This window comes from Pseudoalteromonas sp. SWYJZ19 (genome assembly GCF_015864375.1).
Lineage (GTDB): Bacteria > Pseudomonadota > Gammaproteobacteria > Enterobacterales > Alteromonadaceae > Pseudoalteromonas > Pseudoalteromonas arctica.
The window spans coordinates 245,246-262,732 of the sequence record NZ_JADYXI010000006.1; the positions used below are offsets into that span (position 1 = coordinate 245,246).

Consider the following 17,487-nt stretch of genomic DNA (forward strand, 5'->3'; position numbering starts at 1 on the left):
AGAGGAAATTATATTGATGAGGTTTATCGAATAATTAAGTTGTGTTCAATTTAGCGACAGTTTGTACCGTATTTGTTACTTTTTAAATTTAAATGATGACATGATATTGTCTTGTAGATTTGGAAGATACTTTGTATTTACATTTACGTATAAATTATTACAACTCCACTGGGTTTAATCTGACCTTTTATTCAGTTTTTGTTCATTTTTTTGGCGTTAGGATGCGCCCCGACTTTGGCTAGACAGCTGAGGCATAAAAAGTAATATTTATAGGGAATTTAAAATGAAAAAATTAGCCGTTATCATTTCGAGCATTTTATTATCAAGTGCTGCAACCACTGCAATAGCTGCAGATACTTACCAATCAATCAGCCATGTAGGATATGTGGACGTAGATGGTGATGACACAGTAAGTGTTGACTCAACATATTATTTTTCTCCAAAAGCGACTTTAGGTCCTTATGATCAATTTGAATACATCAATAAGCAAACAAATGTTTATGGTGCATACAGTGATAATGATCTTGGAGATGTTACTAGCGTTGGCGGTGAGTATTTTGTAGAAGATTTTGTATTAGGTGCACAGTACAATAATTTCGATAGTGATTTTGGCTCAAGCACGGATGTAATTGAACTTTCAGCGGGTTACTTCTTTAATCCAAACCTTGTATTAAAAGCTACGTTTGTTGATGTAGAAGATGCTGACAATCAGTTTGTGTTTGATTTGGCATATAACCACCAGTTAAACAGCACTGATTATATTGGCTTTACAGTAACAGCAGATGATGAGTTTGATTACCGTGCAGTAGCAGCTAAGTACTTTGTTGATTTACAGCAAGGTAACTACTTGACTGTTGAAGGTAAATTTGAAGATGTTGATGGCGGTTCAAGTAACTGGGAATTAGCATCTAACTACTATTTCAGCAAAGCAACATCGGTTTTTGTTACAGTTAATAAAAATGATGATTACACTCTTGGTGCTCAACACTTTTTCAACAACAATGTTGGTTTAAAAGCAGGTTACGGCAATAACTGGGATGATTCTGATTATGATGCCTACTTTGCAAATGTAAGCTTACAGTTCTAATTTAACAGAAAATTAGAATATGAATAAAAAGCCCGCTCATTTGAGCGGGCTTTTTATTCAGCGCTATTTACCAGCCGCAGTTGCGGCCTTCGTTTTGTTTATCTAAATAAGTTTGTAATGGTGCAAAGTAATCGAGCATTGCTGTTGCATCCATTTGCGGCTTACCTGTTACAGTTTCAAGCGCCTCTTGCCAAGGGCGAGACGAACCCATTTCAAGCATAGCGTTTAGCTTATCCCCTGCTTCTTTTGAGTTATAAATAGAGCAGCGATGAATGGCTTTATCGTTACCGGCAATTTCACATAAGCTGCGATGAAACTCAAATTGCAAAATATGCGCTAAAAAGTAACGTGTATAAGGCGTGTTACCCGGAACGTGGTACTTAGCACCCGGATCAAAATCATTTTCGCTACGTGCGATAGGCGCTTGCACTCCTTGGTATTTTTCACGTAGTTCCCACCATGCTTTATTGTAATTTTCCGGTGCTACTTCCCCTGAAAATACCTGCCAGCGCCACTGATCAACCATTAAGCTAAACGGCACAAAGGCGACTTTATCAAGTGCCATTTTCATTAATAAACCAATATCTTTAGATTCATCAGGTACTTGTTCAAGTAAGCCGATTTCTTTTAAGTAACCCGGTGTAACCGATAAGGCAATGGTGTCACCAATGGCTTCATGAAAACCATCGTTTGCACTTTCTTGATAAAATAAAGGCTGCTTGTTGTATGCGCGTTGATAAAAATTATGACCTAATTCATGGTGAATAACTGAAAACTCTTCGCCTGTGCGCTGAATACACATTTTAATGCGTAAATCGTCTTTGCTATCGATATTCCATGCTGATGCATGACACTGCACATCTCTGTCTTTTGGTTTTACAAACAGTGAACGCTCGTAAAATGTCTCTGGTAGTGCGTCAAAACCCATTGAGGTAAAAAAGTTTTCAGCCCCTTTTACCATTTTAAGTTCGTCGTAATTATTTTGAGCTAATAACTCGGTTACGTCGTAACCCGGATCGGCGTTTTCTGGTGCAACTACATCGTAAATATTACCCCATGCTTGCGCCCACATATTACCAAGTAAGTGCGCTGGTATTGGCTGATCTTGAGGTACTTTGTCGGTGCCGTACTTTTCACCTAACTTTGCGCGAACATGGCAGTGTAGCGAGTTATACAGTGGTTTAACTTGGCCCCAAATACGGTCAAGCTCAGTGGTGAAGTCATCAGCAGGCATATCGTATTTACTGCGCCACATAGCGCCCGTATCGGCATAACCAAGCTCCTTTGCACCTTCGTTGGTAAGTGCTACTTGTTGCTCGTAAAGTGGGCGCATGGGTTTTGATATTTCACGCCAGCCTTGCCATAAATCAAGTAGTTCGTTGTAATCTCGGCTGGTGGCCATTTTTGAAGTCATGTCGCCAAGGCTTAAACAGGTGCCGTCTTCTTTACAGTATTTACCTTTACCATATAGCCCGCCAAGCTCTGCGACAATTTGTGAAAGTTGTGCTGTTTTATCAGCGTCTTGTGGGGCAGGAAGTGTAAGTGCTAGTTTTAGTTTATCAAGCTTACGGCGAGCATCGTAATCAAGCTCTAGTTCGTCGTATTTTGCAGCTTCATTTGCTAAACGCACGACTGTTTCTGTCATTTTACGGTTAACTTCAGCCGATAGAGCCGACGTATCATGAGTAATAAAGTTTGCGTAAATCCACTCTGCACGGCTCGATTCTAAATAAAGTGCACTTAGTTCTTTTTCTGTGTTTGTTATAAATATTTTTGCATCTTTAGCTGTTACAGCTTTTTTAGTGTGTGCTGAATCGGTAGTGTCTATCGTTACTTGCGCATCGCAGGCCGTTAAAGCAAGAGTACTTGCTACCATTAAGGCGCTCATACTTAGTTTAAATCGAAAGGGGGTCATGCTATTCCTTTAATTTATTGTTATTAAAACGTTGATAATAGCAGTGATGTTTAAAACAATAAAATGAATGCGTTAAGGCTCTCGACTCGTCGTTCAATGATTGTATTTAAATTAAGATGGGTCATAATTAAGTTACTATTTTCATTCAATGTGTAAGGAATGTGCGCATGTTAATATTTATAATATTGCTGGTCGTGGTGGTGGTTATTTTTGCGGTTAAAGATATTCGCCTAAACTTGATTAGTCGTCCTACGTTTAAAATGTTCAAAAAGGTGCTTCCGCCATTATCGCAAACAGAGCGAGAGGCGATGGAAGCAGGTGATGTTTGGTGGGATGGTGAGTTATTTAGTGGTAACCCAGACTGGCAAAAACTGCACCGCTTTCCTAAACCAGAGCTTAGCGATAAAGAAAACGCATTTATGGCTAACCAAGTAGAAACCTTATTGGCGATGCTTGATGATTATCAAATTGTACAAAAAGACAAAGACTTACCAAAAGAAGTGTGGGATTACCTAAAAAAAGAAGGTTTTTTTGCGCTGATCATTCCTGAAAAATTTGGCGGTCGTGAGTTCTCGGCAATTGCTAATTCAACGATAGTATCAAAAATTTCGACTAAAAGCTTAACAGCCGCAGTCACTGTTATGGTGCCTAATAGCTTAGGTCCGGGCGAGTTACTTCTTCACTATGGTACTAAAGAGCAGCAAGATCGTTGGCTGCCAAGTTTAGCTAATGGTACAGATGTTCCTTGTTTTGCATTAACGGGACCAGAGGCGGGCTCTGATGCTGGCAGCATTCCTGATTCGGGCGTGGTGTGTATGGGTGAGCACAATGGAGAGCAAGTAATGGGCCTGCGTTTAAATTGGTCAAAGCGTTACATTACACTTGCACCAGTGGCTACTGTACTCGGCTTAGCATTTAAAATGTATGACCCTGATACTTTATTAGGTGATAAGAAAGAGCTAGGCATTACATGTGCTCTAATACCAACCGATCATCCGGGTGTCGAAACGGGTGAGCGTCATTATCCGCTTAATATGGCCTTTATGAATGGTACCACTTACGGTAAAGATGTATTTATACCACTGGACTGGATCATTGGTGGGCAAGAGTGTGCAGGGCGTGGCTGGAGAATGCTTGTTGAGTGTTTAAGTGCAGGGCGTGGTATATCACTACCGGCATTAAGTGCAGCAACTGGACATTTAGCTTCAAAAATGACATCGGCATACGCCATGGTACGCCAGCAGTTTGGTGTATCAATAGGGCAGTTTGAAGGTGTGCAAGAGGCACTTGCACGTATTGGTGGTTTAACTTACACACTTGAGTCGTGCAGATTAATGACCGCAGGTGCGATTGATTTAAAATTAAGCCCGTCGGTTGTAACAGCGATTGCTAAATACCATATGACTGAAATGGGTCGTACGGTAATGAATGATGCAATGGATATTCATTCAGGTAAAGGAATTCAAGTAGGGCCTAATAACTATTTGGCACATGGCTATATGGGTATCCCAGTATCAATTACGGTTGAAGGCGCGAATATTTTAACGCGTAACTTAATGATATTTGGCCAAGGTGCAACACGCTGTCATCCATTTGTTTTAAAAGAAATGGAAGCCGCTGCAATGGAAGATGACGACGCAGCACTTGAACAATTTGATGGTTTATTAATGAACCATATAATATTTGCAGCAAGTAATGCAGGTATGGCATTTGTGCATGGCTTAACACGTAGTTATTTTGCTAAAGCGCCTGTAGGTGGTGAAACGGCTGTTTATTATAAGCAGCTGAGCAGAATGAGCCGAGGCTTAGCTATTTGCACAGACGTGGCTATGTTAATGCTTGGCGGTGAGCTTAAACGAAAAGAAATGATATCGGCACGTTTGGGTGATGTATTAAGTCATTTGTACTTAGCATCAACTGTTTTAAAACGTTATGAAGACGAAGGGCGCCAACAAGCTGATTTACCATTTGTAAAATATGCTATTGAGAACTCATTATTTGAAATTGGCCAAGCGTTTAATGGCTTCTTTAAAAACTTTTCAAATCCGGTTGTTAATTTTACCCTTAAACGTATCGTATTCCCGCTTGGAAACCATTACCACAGACCAAGTGATGAAATTGCACAAAGTATTTGTGAGCGTATGACTCAACCGGGTGTATTTAGAAACCGCTTAACGCATTTATGTTATGTAGATGAAAATGCAGGTACAGGGGTCATGGAAAGCGCATTTTTAGCTATGCATGATATGCAAGCGCAGTTTAAAGATCTAAAACAATGGCAGCGTAAGGGCAGTGTGCCTGCAACGCTTGATATTGAAGGTGCTATAAATTATGCGCTTGAAAATAAGTTATTAGAGCAAACTGATGCAGATGCAATGCATCACGCTAATAAGTTACGAAAGAAAGCCATCGCAGTTGATAATTTTCAACCAGGTGAGCTGTAGCGCAGTACTTTAAATACTAACTAAAGCGAAAAAGGCCTTACAAATGTAAGGCCTTTTTATGTTTAATTCATTTATTTTAACGAGCGTAAGGGTCGGCAACTATTTTATCTATGTACCATTTGCCCTTTTTACGAAGCATTTTTACACTGCGCATTTCGTCAATTTTATCACCATTTAAATAGCCGGTAAAAATAAGGTTTATTTTGGCGTTATCACCGTATTGTTCACGGATGCTCATATTGGTCATATCAACTTCAATGGTTACTTCATCATATTGCATATTTACTAAGTTACGGGAAAACTGTTTTGCAGTGCCGTAGGATTTCATGATGCGCGTAAGATTGGGTGTTGCCATGGTGCTGGCTTTTTGAAGGTCTTGTTGGTTATAAAGCGCATCAAAATAAGCGGTTGCTGTATCGCCAGGAGTGTCGCCAAGTGTTTTGGTATCGTCTCCACAGGCTGATAAAAATAAACAGATAACCAAACTTAATAAACTCGTGATTTTTTTCATATTAGTTATTATTAATTAGTTTTTTTAAAGTGTGTGGTTTATCTAGGAAGATGTAAAGGTATGGGGGGCAATAAATAGAAAATTGGATAATAAATAATAAAAAAGGATGCCTAAAGCATCCTTTTAAAAATCTTAAAATTACTTATTGTACTAACTCTTGCTCACTAAATTCTTCATCAAACATTGGGCTTGATAAGTAACGCTCAGTTGCACTAGGTAGGATAACAACAATATTTTTATCTGCGTTTTCAGGTTTTTCAGCAATTCGCTTAGCTGCAACAACCGCAGCACCTGACGAAATACCGACTAAAATACCTTCTTTTTTCATTAACTGATGCGCCATTGCAATTGCGTCTTCGTTAGATACAAGCTCGGCACCATCAATTAAGTCCATATCTAAGTTGCCAGGGATAAAGCCTGCACCAATACCTTGGATTTTATGAGGGCCAGGTTTAATTTCTTCACCGGCAAGCGTTTGGCTAATAACAGGAGAGTTAGTTGGCTCAACAGCAATAGACTTAACGTTTAAACCTTTTTCTGTTTTAAGGTAGCGGCTAACACCTGTAATAGTACCACCAGTACCTACACCTGCTACAAAAAAGTCTACTTTGCCGTCAAGCGCATCGTAAATTTCAGGGCCTGTTGTTTCAAAGTGAATTTTTGGGTTTGCAGGGTTTTCGAATTGTTGTAATAAAATATACTTATCAGGTGCTGTTGCTTGAATTTCTTTTGCTTTCTCAATTGCGCCATTCATACCTTTAGCACCGTCGGTAAGCACTAGATTTGCACCTAATGCTTTTAATAGCTTGCGACGTTCTAGGCTCATGGTGTTTGGCATAGTAAGTGTTAACTTGTAACCACGTGCTGCTGCAACAAATGCAAGTGCAATACCGGTGTTCCCCGATGTTGGTTCTATAAGTTCTTTACCTTCAACAAGCTGACCTGATTTTTCAGCTTCCCAAATCATCGATGCACCAATGCGGCATTTGATACTAAAGCTTGGATTACGAGATTCAACTTTAGCGTATACATTCCCACCTGTAACACGGTTAAGTTTTACCAGCGGTGTATTACCGATGCTTAGTGAGTTATCTTCAAAAATAGTAGACATAATGTTCCTTTGGATGCAATCTGATCAACGTGTTAATAGCCTTTGCTACTAACTATATAAACACACTTTACTGTGAGTTTAAAAAAACTAAAGTAAAGTTTGGCTATAACATATATCTATTGGGCTTATAACCAGCCGAAATAAAAATCAATTATTAACGGTGCTTTAGTTATTATAGGTGCGGGCTTAATTTGAAATTTAAAGAGTAAAAACTCGTTTAGTCAAAAAATGTTCGAAAGAGCATTGGATCAAGCTGTATTTGTTCGTTATTTGTGCATATGAATGTAACTTGAATAGTTTTATCACACAATGCGTCTAAAACATGATAAAAACACGTATCTAAATTCAATTAAGCAATCACAATGAAGTTAATCTTAAAATTAATTGCCGGTATTGTGGCCGGTATCTTAGTCGGACTGTATGTACCTATAACTGGTGTTGAACTTTTATTTACAGTAAAAGAGCTGATTGGTCAAATTATCTCCTTTACCATCCCTCTTATCATTTTATTTTTTATTGCATCGGGTATTGCTGGCCTACCAAAAGGGTCTGGTCACTTACTTGGTAAAACAGTAGGGTTTGCTTACAGCTCTACCATTATTGCAGGTACGCTTGCATTTTTATTAGTAAGTGCTGTTATACCTTTTTTAAGTGGTGGCATTACATTTGAAACAGAAGTTGCTACTGAAATAGGTAGTTTTATTGATTTAGAAATTCCACCTCTGATGGGTGTAATGACCGCATTAGTGACTGCTTTTGTATTTGGTATAGGCATGAGCCAACTAGAACTTGATACGCTTAAAAAGGTGTCTGATCAGGGTCGTGATGTAGTGGACGGGTTATTATCGAAAGTAATTATTCCAGCTTTACCATTTTACATTGCTGGCGTATTTGCCGAAATGACGGTGGCAGGCACTGTGGTAGATACGTTGCAAACATTTGGTGTAGTACTAATTGCAGCGCTTGTTATGCATTGGTTATGGTTAAGCGTTTTATATATAGCGACAGGTATATTGTTAAAACGTAATCCAATCGAATTAGTTAAAAATATGCTACCAGCTTACTTTACAGCGTTAGGTACTATGTCAAGTGCAGCAACGATTCCAGTATCGCTTCAATCAAGTAAAGCAAATAACGTTAAAGAAGATGTAGCTAACTTTACAGTGCCACTTTGCGCGACTATTCACTTATCTGGCTCAACTATCACTATAGTAACCTGTGCAATGGCTGTTATGTTTTTATCGCCAAGCATGGAAGTTCCTTCATTAATGGGTATGCTACCGTTTATTATGATGTTAGGTGTAGTAATGATTGCAGCACCGGGTGCGCCAGGTGGTGCAGTCATGTCGGCGCTTGGTTTATTAACAAGCATGCTTGGGTTTAATGAAGGTGCTGTTGCATTAATGATTGCACTTTATTTAGCACAAGATAGCTTTGGTACTGCGTGTAATGTAACGGGTGATGGTATCATTGCGTTATGGGTTGACAGATTTAGCGAAAAATCGTCATCTTAAACTATTAGAGCGAGGCAATAATATTAATTATTGTTTCGCTTTATGTATGTTACTGTGGCAAATTAATTTAATTAAATTGCATGTTGTTAGGTAAGTGAGGATGTTCCATTGATTAATGTACTTTTAGTTGATGACCATGAACTTGTACGAACAGGAATCAAGCGTATTCTTGATGACGTACGAGGGTTTAAAGTAATTGGCGAAGCTAAAACTGGCGAAGAGGCTGTACAGTTTTGTCGTCAGCATGCGCCAAACATAGTATTAATGGATATGAATATGCCAGGCATGGGCGGATTAGAAGCGACTAAAAAGATTTGTCGTTACTGCCCAGATGTAAAAATTATTGTGCTTACTGTTAATTGTGAAGACCCGTTTCCGAGCAAGGTAATGCAAATTGGTGCACATGGCTTTTTAACTAAAGGTGCAGGTTCTGATGAAATGGTTCGTGCCATTCGTTGTGTTCATGCTGGTCAGCGTTACATTGCACCTGAAATTGCACAGCAGATAGCGCTTGCACAAGTGACAGGCCGCACAGATGAAAACCCTTTTCAGAGTTTATCTGAGCGCGAACTGCAAATTATGCTTATGATCACCAAAGGTGAAAAAGCACAAAATATAGCTGAACGCTTAAATCTAAGCTCTAAAACAGTAAATAGCTATCGTTACCGTATGTTTGAAAAGTTAAATGTAGGTGGTGATGTTGAGCTTACCCATTTAGCTATTCGTCATAAAATGATTGATATAGACGTTTCGTACTAACTATAATTTATGTCTGAATTCGATCACGTACATTTTCTCAAAACGCTATCAAGTGAGCCGGGCGTATACCGCATGCTTGATAGTGACAACCAAGTTATTTATGTTGGTAAAGCAAAGCATCTAAAAAAGCGTGTGAGCAGTTACTTTAGAAGTAACATTACCGATAGCAAAACACGCGTTTTAGTGAGTAATATTTGTAACATTGAAGTCACCCTCACCAATACTGAAACCGAAGCGCTGCTGCTAGAAAATAATCTAATAAAAAAATATCAGCCTCGGTACAACATATTATTACGCGACGATAAGTCGTACCCCTATATTTTACTCACTAGCCATAAACACCCTCGTTTAGCATTTCATCGTGGCAGTCGTAAAATTAAAGGTGAGTACTTTGGGCCTTTCCCAAGCGCAGGAGCGGTATCTGAAAGCTTGCGGTTAATGCAAAAAATATTTCCTGTTCGTCAATGTGAAGATGCTTATTACCGCGCAAGAAGTCGCCCGTGTCTGCAATATCAACTTAAACGTTGCTCAGCTCCATGTGTAAATAAAGTAACTGATGATGATTACAGTGAGCAAGTTGACTATGTTCGTAAATTTTTAACGGGTAAATCTCACGAAGTTATTGCTGATTTAATAAAAAAAATGGAAGCAGCCAGCCTGCAATTAAACTTTGAATTGGCGGCAAAAGTTCGCGACCAAATAATGCTACTTCGTAAAATGCAGGAGCAACAGTCTATTTCTGGTAACTTTGCAGAAATGGATGTTGTCGGTTTTGCGCATTTAAACGGGTTAAACGGCATTCATTTATTAATGATCCGCGATCATAAAGTACTGGGTAGTAAAACCTATTTTCCAAAAGTACCTAAAGATTCGAGTGAGCAAGAAATATTGACTTCATTTTTAGGACAGTACTATTTAGCGCCAGGAGCAACAGGGCGTATTGCAAAAGAAATCATATTACCGTTTGAAATAGAAGAGAGCGGGGCACTCGGCGAAGCGCTTACACAAATAAGTGAGCGCAAAGTAATCCTTAAAGTGGTCACTCGTGGTGAGCGTGCGCAATACTTACAACTGGCCAATAAAAATGCATTAAACAGTATTGCGGTTAAACAAAGTACCCAAGACTCTATTAATAAACGTTATGCACAATTAAAAGCAACACTGCGACTTGACGATATTACCCGAATGGAGTGTTTTGATATAAGCCACACCATGGGGGAGAACACCGTTGCAAGTTGTGTTGTATTTGACTCACAAGGCCCAAATACAAAAGAGTATAGGCGCTACAACGTAACAGGTATTACAGGTGGCGATGATTATGCTGCAATGGAATTTGCACTTAACAAGCGCTATAACAAGTTAGTAGACGAAGACAAAATTCCAGACGTTATCTTTATTGATGGCGGTAAGGGGCAGTTAGGACGCGCTGAGCAGTACTTTTCTAATTGGCCGCACACTAAAATGCCTTTATTAGTCGGTGTTGCAAAAGGAACGAGTCGTAAACCCGGTCTTGAAACACTATTGATTGACGGTGGACGCAAAACCATTCCGATGGATTCAGATGCGCCTGCGCTTCATTTGATTCAGCATATACGTGATGAGTCTCACCGTTTTGCTATTGCAGGGCATCGTAATAAACGACAAAAACAACGTACACAATCACTACTAGAAGAAATAAATGGAGTAGGTTCTAAGCGTCGCCAAACATTATTAAAATATTTAGGGGGCATGCAGGGTGTAAAAGCTGCTAATATAGAACAGTTAAAGAAAGTTCCTGGGATCAGCCCTGACATGGCTGAGAAGATATTTAACCATTTGCATGACAAGGGCTAGCCCTACATGCGAATATAGCAAAAAAGACATATCCAAGTAGTTATGTGGAATATTCCAAACACACTCACAACATTTAGACTTTTTCTTATCCCCGTTTTTTTGGTGATATTTTATTTGCCTTATAGCTGGGCTTTTTTTGCTGCCGCCTTTATTTTTTGGCTTGCATCGATCACCGATATATTAGACGGTTATTTGGCAAGAAAGCTTGAGCAATCAACTCCTTTTGGTGCTTTTTTAGATCCTGTTGCTGACAAAGTAATGGTATGTGCTGCACTTGTAGCGTTATCTGATCAGTACCAGTCAATGTATATGACAATACCTGCTCTTATTATAATAAGCCGTGAAATTATCATATCTGCACTTCGTGAATGGATGGCAGAGCAGGGTAAGCGTGGTAATGTAGCTGTATCAAATATGGGTAAAATAAAGACGGCTGCACAAATGTTAGCCATTATCGGTTTGATTTGGCAATATGATACGTGGATGAACTATTTAAGTTTTGGACTACTGTACATTGCGACCTTTTTAACCTTGAGTTCTATGATGCAATATTTACGTGCAGCATGGGGTGAATTGACTAAAAATTAACTCTAAATGTATAATAACGCACCGTTTTAGATAAAAAACAAGCAAACAGTTCAAAACTAGCATTTTTTGTATTGACGCGTTTAATAATCTCTGTAGAATGCGTCCGTGTTGAGAGGGCATAGCCCCCGAGATAAACAAAACGGTAATTAATCAGTTACCTGAATGTTCACATAAATCATCATGTGTTAATTCAAATAACTGATAAATAAAATGCGGTACTAGCTCAGTTGGTAGAGCGCGACCTTGCCAAGGTCGAGGTCACGAGTTCGAGCCTCGTGTACCGCTCCAAGTTTATCTCAAGGTTATTACTCCAGTATTGGGGCGGAATGGCAGAGTGGCCATGCACCGGATTGCAAATCCGTTTACCTCGGTTCGACTCCGGGTTCCGCCTCCATTTCAACACTCCACACGCTTTAATTAGCAAACTCGATGCCCGAGTGGTGGAATTGGTAGACACAAGGGATTTAAAATCCCTCGACTAACAAGTCGTGCCGGTTCAAGTCCGGCCTCGGGCACCACTTTGTGGTTTAATTACATTACCAAGTGTAATTTATAAAATAGTTAATTTAGAATTAATATGATGCGGTACTAGCTCAGTTGGTAGAGCGCGACCTTGCCAAGGTCGAGGTCACGAGTTCGAGCCTCGTGTACCGCTCCATATTAGTTTTATCCACTTGCTTTTAATAGCAAACTCGATGCCCGAGTGGTGGAATTGGTAGACACAAGGGATTTAAAATCCCTCGACTAACAAGTCGTGCCGGTTCAAGTCCGGCCTCGGGCACCACTTTGTGGTTTAATTACATTACCAAGTGTAATTTATAAAATAGTTAATTTAGAATTAATATGATGCGGTACTAGCTCAGTTGGTAGAGCGCGACCTTGCCAAGGTCGAGGTCACGAGTTCGAGCCTCGTGTACCGCTCCATATTAGTTTTATCCACTTGCTTTTAATAGCAAACTCGATGCCCGAGTGGTGGAATTGGTAGACACAAGGGATTTAAAATCCCTCGACTAACAAGTCGTGCCGGTTCAAGTCCGGCCTCGGGCACCACTTTGTGGTTTAATTACATTACCAAGTGTAATTTATAAAATAGTTAATTTAGAATTAATATGATGCGGTACTAGCTCAGTTGGTAGAGCGCGACCTTGCCAAGGTCGAGGTCACGAGTTCGAGCCTCGTGTACCGCTCCATATTAGTTTTATCCACTTGCTTTTAATAGCAAACTCGATGCCCGAGTGGTGGAATTGGTAGACACAAGGGATTTAAAATCCCTCGACTAACAAGTCGTGCCGGTTCAAGTCCGGCCTCGGGCACCACTTTAAATTATTTTACCAAGATGATTTGAAGTTGATAAAACAGTATTTTGCGGTACTAGCTCAGTTGGTAGAGCGCGACCTTGCCAAGGTCGAGGTCACGAGTTCGAGCCTCGTGTACCGCTCCAAATTATTTGGATACATTTAGGCGGAATGGCAGAGTGGCCATGCACCGGATTGCAAATCCGTTTACCTCGGTTCGACTCCGGGTTCCGCCTCCATATAATTTACTCCACACGCTTTAATTAGCAAACTCGATGCCCGAGTGGTGGAATTGGTAGACACAAGGGATTTAAAATCCCTCGACTAACAAGTCGTGCCGGTTCAAGTCCGGCCTCGGGCACCATCTCTCTATTAAGCGCTCTGCTTATAAAATACGTTCTATAAAATACCTTCTAATAANTTATAAAATACGTTCTATAAAATACCTTCTAATAAATACCTTCTAATAAATACCTTCATTCTGAAACTCTAAATTTTTATCATCTAAATCTTCAAATACTAATTTTATTATTCATCTCCAATCTTATTAAAGCATGATCATTTTATCGCATTAAATAGCTCACTCACCGTGTTATACCAATTCCATTAAATATGTGATCTGAATTTCACGCCGAAAAAACAATTCAGTTCTAGGCGTAAATTGATGTAAATGGTTGTTCCCTTTACGAAATTGACAACAAAGGAATGGGTTGTTTTAGCAAGTAAAATAGATCAGCTATTTATTGGAATTGGTATAATATAAGAGTTGATATTTATAGAGCTTACAGGCTTCAAACTTATTAAAAGTGTAAAAGCGACCCATATAGGCCGCTTTAATAATAGTTACTGTTGTGTAATTTGTGTTTTGTAAATGGGGTACTCACTTAATAAGCCTTGAATGAGCGCAACACACATCAAAATAAGCACGATAGAGAATGGTAGGGCAGTAGTAACGACTCCTGATTGTAGCGCTTGCAATGCTTGTGATCCTCCTACCCAGAGTAATACCGCTGCAATAACACCTTCAACTGTTGCCCAAAAGATTCGTTGTGGAACAGGTGCATCAATTTTACCGCCAGCTGTAATACCATCTATAACTAGGGAGCCTGAATCAGACGAAGTTATAAAAAATACTAAAACTAATGCAATCGACATAATAGATATAAAGCTAGAGAACGGTAGTTGTTCATATACTTGAAATAGTGTTACCGAAATATCAGTTAGACCATTTTGTCCAAGTGGTCCTACTTTATCTATAACTTGGTTTATTGCCATGTTGCCAAATACGCCCATCCAAACCAAACTAAGAAGTGTGGGTAGCCCGATAACTACGAGTAAAAACTCACGCACGGTACGTCCTTTAGAAACACGAGCAATAAACATACCTACAAATGGCGACCACGATATCCACCACGCCCAATAAAATACAGTCCACGAGTGCATCCAGTCTTCGTCAGTTCTTCCAAAAGGATTACTTAATGGAACAAAGTGTTCTACATATGCACCAAGGGTGAACCATACGGCTCCAATCGCATCAGAAAAGGTGAGTCCAATAACGGCGAGCAATAAAATAAATGCACAAATCAGATTTATATTACTAAGGACTTTAACACCACCCTCAATTCCTCTGATCACAGAAAAAATAGCAATACATGTTACTAAGCCAATAACTGTAATTTGAAATGCGGTGCCGTAGTCGGTACCTAATAAGTAATTTATACCACTTGTTGCGCGCCAAGACCTAATGACGTCGCTAAACCAAACAATGTAGAAAGCACAGCTAGTATATCAATGATATGCCCGAGCCACCCCCATGCGCGATCGCCAAAAATTGGATAAAATACAGAGCGTATAGATAAAGGCAATCCCTTATTGAAAGCAAAAAATGCTAAGCTTAATCCTACAACCGCATAGATAGACCAACCATGTAGTCCCCAGTGGTACATCGTTGCGCCTAATGCTAATGAATGTGCTTGCGCTGAATTGGGCTCAGCATTCATTGGCATATGGTACCAACCTGTAAAATAAGCGGTTGGTTCTGCAACTCCCCAAAATAGTAAACCAATGCCCATTCCTGCAGCAAATAACATTGAAAGCCAAGATAAATAGCCATGCTCTGGTTTAGCTTTTATGCCGCCTAGTCTAATTTTCCCTAAAGGTGAGAGCGCTAAAACAAAACAAAAAATCACAAAGCCATTCGCGACAAGCATAAAGTAGCTATCGAATTGGTTTATGATGGCGTTTTTGGTGGACGTTAAAAAATCTCGAGTGACAGTAGGGTCAAAAACTAAAGTTAGCACGACAAATAATACGACTAAGAAGGCGCTTATCCCGAATACAGGATTATGAATGTCAAATCCCCATTTTTGCACATTATCTTGACCTACCTGATAATCGGTCGTGTCGATACTGTACTTTTTACTCATGTTATCCATTGGTGCTCCTTATTATAGATAACTAATTACGCTTAATTTACGTAGTTAAATATAAAATAGTTTTAAGCTTAATATAAGTTTTTTATTAAAAGTGATGTTTGACATTAAATTGGGTGCGTAAATAAATTATAGAACTAAAAAAGCGAGCCGTAGCTCGCTGTTTGTTGTTTATTTCCAGGCTTCGGGGTCAACCTCTTTATCGAGTTTTGGATGTTTACTTTTATCAAAGGTAGGTATTAGACCTTTCTTGCGTTGCTCGTTATAATCTTTCGACAGCCATACAACAACTCCTGAAAGCATAAATAACGCTATAACGTTTACAATGGCCATTAAACCCATTGATATATCTGCCAGCGTCCAAATTAAACCAAGCTCACCAACAGCACCAAACATCACCATACCTAAAACAACAAGTCTAAAGATAAACATACCTTTATTAGAGTTGTGCTCTAAAAACATTAAATTTGTTTCAGCGTAAGAGTAATTAGCCACAATAGAAGTAAAAGCAAAAAACAATATAGCAATGGCAATAAAGTAAGTACCCCAGTCGCCGACATGTTCTTGTAATGCTGCTTGTGTGAGTTCAATCCCCATAACACCAGATTCAGGTACTAATTGCTGCGATAGTAAAATAAGAGAAGCAGTCGCTGTACAAATAACAATAGTATCAATAAATACACCTAGCATTTGCACATAACCTTGTGATGCTGGATGAGGAGGGTAAGGTGTCGCAGTAGCTGCGGCATTAGCTGCACTACCCATACCAGCTTCGTTTGAGAATAAGCCACGCTTTATACCTTGGATCATAGCTTGTGTAACACCATAACCAATTGCACCTGCACCAGCTTGTTCAATACCAAAAGCACTTTTTATTATAAGTACAATTACATCAGGTAATGCAGTAAAGTTAATAGCACATACATAAAGAGCAACTAACAAGTAAGCTAATGCCATAAATGGGACAACCATTTCAGCAAAACGAGAAATCGTTTTCAAACCACCAAAAATAATAATACCAGAGCCAATAACCAAGCAAATGCCTACTATATACTTAGGTACATCAAACGCTACTTCAAATGCTGCAGCAATAGAGTTTGACTGTACGGCGTTAAATACCAAACCAAAGGCTAAAATTAAGCATAACGAGAATAAAGTCCCCATCCAGCGTTTACCTAAGCCGTTTTGCATATAATAAGCAGGGCCACCTCTAAAATTGCCATCAGCATCTTTTGTTTTATAAGCCTGAGCCAAAGTACTTTCAGCAAAGCTTGTAGCCATACCTATTAATGCAATAAGCCACATCCAAAAAATAGCACCTGGCCCACCTAGGTATAAGGCAACAGCAACACCAGCCATATTACCTGTACCAACACGTGCAGCTAACGAAGTACAAAAAGCCTGAAAGGATGAAATTTCATTATCGGCACATTTACGAGAGCCAAACATAACTTTGAACATATGTGGAAATTGCACAAACTGAATAAAGCCTAGTCGAAAAGTAAAAAAGAGGCCTGCTGCTATTAATAAGTAGACGAGAACTTGGCCCCATAGAAGGGCACTTATACTGTTTATTATGTCTGTCATGGATACTGCCTAAATACATGAGTTAAAAAAAGTGACCGCAACTTATCACATCAGGATAAAAGTGTTTAGTTTTAAAGTTCAAAAACAGAGTTATCAACAGGGTTTTGTGGGTAACTTGTGCTTATCGTGTGCGCTTGCTTGGGGCTTAATTTTAATTACTATTTTATGCAAATAACGCTTGCGTAAAATCCGCAGCTCCCTATAATGCGACCCCACTGAGACAGGAAACGCCAACGCATAGCGAGGCACGAACTACTCAGAGAGTTAAATAAAACTTCGGTTTTAAATTATCGAAAGAAAGTTTAAAACTAAGTGTTGACTCGAAAAATAAAGGGTGTATTATTCGCATCCCTTGAGACGCTAAAGCGACTCAAAACGTTCTTTAACAATATAAAGCAATCATCTGTGTGG

10 protein-coding genes, 12 tRNA genes and 1 pseudogene are annotated in these 17,487 nt (G+C 39.3%); 18 read left to right on the forward strand and 5 right to left on the reverse strand.

The features are described 5' to 3' along the window. The first annotated feature begins 283 nt into the window (after window positions 1-283). Complete coding sequence (locus I6F45_RS08630; RefSeq protein ID WP_165729312.1) at window positions 284-1,087, forward strand: putative porin; 804 nt, start codon at window positions 284-286, stop codon at window positions 1,085-1,087. Between the two features lie 67 nt (window positions 1,088-1,154). Here I6F45_RS08630 and I6F45_RS08635 read toward each other — a convergent pair whose 3' ends face one another. Continuing rightward, window positions 1,155-3,002 (reverse strand): M2 family metallopeptidase, encoded by a 1,848-nt coding sequence (locus I6F45_RS08635; protein ID WP_197160250.1) that lies wholly within the window; start codon window positions 3,000-3,002, stop codon window positions 1,155-1,157. Window positions 3,003-3,169: 167 nt separating this feature from the next. Here I6F45_RS08635 and I6F45_RS08640 point away from each other — a divergent pair, with 167 nt between their 5' ends. Further along, entirely contained in the window at window positions 3,170-5,446 is a 2,277-nt protein-coding gene (locus I6F45_RS08640; protein WP_197160251.1) for an acyl-CoA dehydrogenase, read from the forward strand. Window positions 5,447-5,522: 76 nt separating this feature from the next. Here the strand turns inward: I6F45_RS08640 and I6F45_RS08645 are convergent, their stop codons facing one another. Together I6F45_RS08645 and cysK are read right to left on the reverse strand one after the other, a co-directional pair. Then, window positions 5,523-5,957, reverse strand: coding sequence for a hypothetical protein (locus tag I6F45_RS08645; protein ID WP_007587009.1), 435 nt, complete (start codon window positions 5,955-5,957; stop codon window positions 5,523-5,525). A 142-nt stretch (window positions 5,958-6,099) separates the two neighbouring features. Continuing rightward, window positions 6,100-7,068, reverse strand: a complete 969-nt coding sequence (gene cysK, locus I6F45_RS08650) for a cysteine synthase A (protein WP_002963138.1) — start codon at window positions 7,066-7,068, stop codon at window positions 6,100-6,102. Between the two features lie 362 nt (window positions 7,069-7,430). On the opposite strand from cysK, the gene I6F45_RS08655 reads away from it, so the two are divergent. From I6F45_RS08655 to I6F45_RS08730, 16 genes are all read left to right on the forward strand, one after another. After that, window positions 7,431-8,582 carry a dicarboxylate/amino acid:cation symporter gene (locus I6F45_RS08655; RefSeq protein ID WP_165729315.1) on the forward strand — a complete coding sequence of 384 codons (1,152 nt, stop codon included), beginning with the start codon at window positions 7,431-7,433 and terminating at the stop codon, window positions 8,580-8,582. A gap of 108 nt (window positions 8,583-8,690) precedes the next feature. Beyond that, the gene (gene uvrY / locus I6F45_RS08660; RefSeq protein WP_002963136.1) at window positions 8,691-9,341 is read left to right on the forward strand and encodes a UvrY/SirA/GacA family response regulator transcription factor; all 651 of its coding nucleotides are present in this window, start codon (window positions 8,691-8,693) and stop codon (window positions 9,339-9,341) included. Between the two features lie 9 nt (window positions 9,342-9,350). After that, window positions 9,351-11,174 (forward strand): excinuclease ABC subunit UvrC, encoded by a 1,824-nt coding sequence (gene uvrC, locus I6F45_RS08665; RefSeq protein ID WP_021032122.1) that lies wholly within the window; start codon window positions 9,351-9,353, stop codon window positions 11,172-11,174. 42 nt (window positions 11,175-11,216) lie between these two features. Further along, a complete protein-coding gene (gene pgsA / locus I6F45_RS08670; RefSeq protein WP_032827134.1) occupies window positions 11,217-11,762 on the forward strand; it encodes a CDP-diacylglycerol--glycerol-3-phosphate 3-phosphatidyltransferase in 546 nt (181 codons plus the stop codon). A 212-nt stretch (window positions 11,763-11,974) separates the two neighbouring features. Further along, window positions 11,975-12,050 (forward strand) — tRNA-Gly (locus I6F45_RS08675). Window positions 12,051-12,082: 32 nt separating this feature from the next. Beyond that, window positions 12,083-12,156 (forward strand) — tRNA-Cys (locus I6F45_RS08680). Between the two features lie 37 nt (window positions 12,157-12,193). Next, a tRNA-Leu gene (locus I6F45_RS08685) sits at window positions 12,194-12,280 on the forward strand. A 64-nt stretch (window positions 12,281-12,344) separates the two neighbouring features. Continuing rightward, window positions 12,345-12,420 (forward strand) — tRNA-Gly (locus I6F45_RS08690). A gap of 39 nt (window positions 12,421-12,459) precedes the next feature. Continuing rightward, window positions 12,460-12,546, forward strand: a tRNA-Leu gene (locus I6F45_RS08695). Window positions 12,547-12,610: 64 nt separating this feature from the next. After that, window positions 12,611-12,686: transfer RNA gene (locus I6F45_RS08700), tRNA-Gly, on the forward strand. A 39-nt stretch (window positions 12,687-12,725) separates the two neighbouring features. Continuing rightward, a tRNA-Leu gene (locus I6F45_RS08705) sits at window positions 12,726-12,812 on the forward strand. A gap of 64 nt (window positions 12,813-12,876) precedes the next feature. Next, window positions 12,877-12,952 (forward strand) — tRNA-Gly (locus tag I6F45_RS08710). Window positions 12,953-12,991: 39 nt separating this feature from the next. Further along, window positions 12,992-13,078, forward strand: a tRNA-Leu gene (locus tag I6F45_RS08715). A gap of 49 nt (window positions 13,079-13,127) precedes the next feature. Beyond that, window positions 13,128-13,203: transfer RNA gene (locus I6F45_RS08720), tRNA-Gly, on the forward strand. Window positions 13,204-13,222: 19 nt separating this feature from the next. Beyond that, window positions 13,223-13,296: transfer RNA gene (locus I6F45_RS08725), tRNA-Cys, on the forward strand. 38 nt (window positions 13,297-13,334) lie between these two features. Next, window positions 13,335-13,421, forward strand: a tRNA-Leu gene (locus I6F45_RS08730). 479 nt (window positions 13,422-13,900) lie between these two features. On the opposite strand, the pseudogene I6F45_RS08735 reads toward I6F45_RS08730, so the two are convergent. Beyond that, window positions 13,901-15,492, reverse strand: a pseudogene (locus I6F45_RS08735) (BCCT family transporter). Between the two features lie 168 nt (window positions 15,493-15,660). Further along, on the reverse strand, window positions 15,661-17,076 hold the full coding sequence (locus tag I6F45_RS08740) for an alanine/glycine:cation symporter family protein (RefSeq protein ID WP_197160252.1): 1,416 nt from the start codon (window positions 17,074-17,076) through the stop codon (window positions 15,661-15,663). Window positions 17,077-17,487 lie beyond the last annotated feature (411 nt).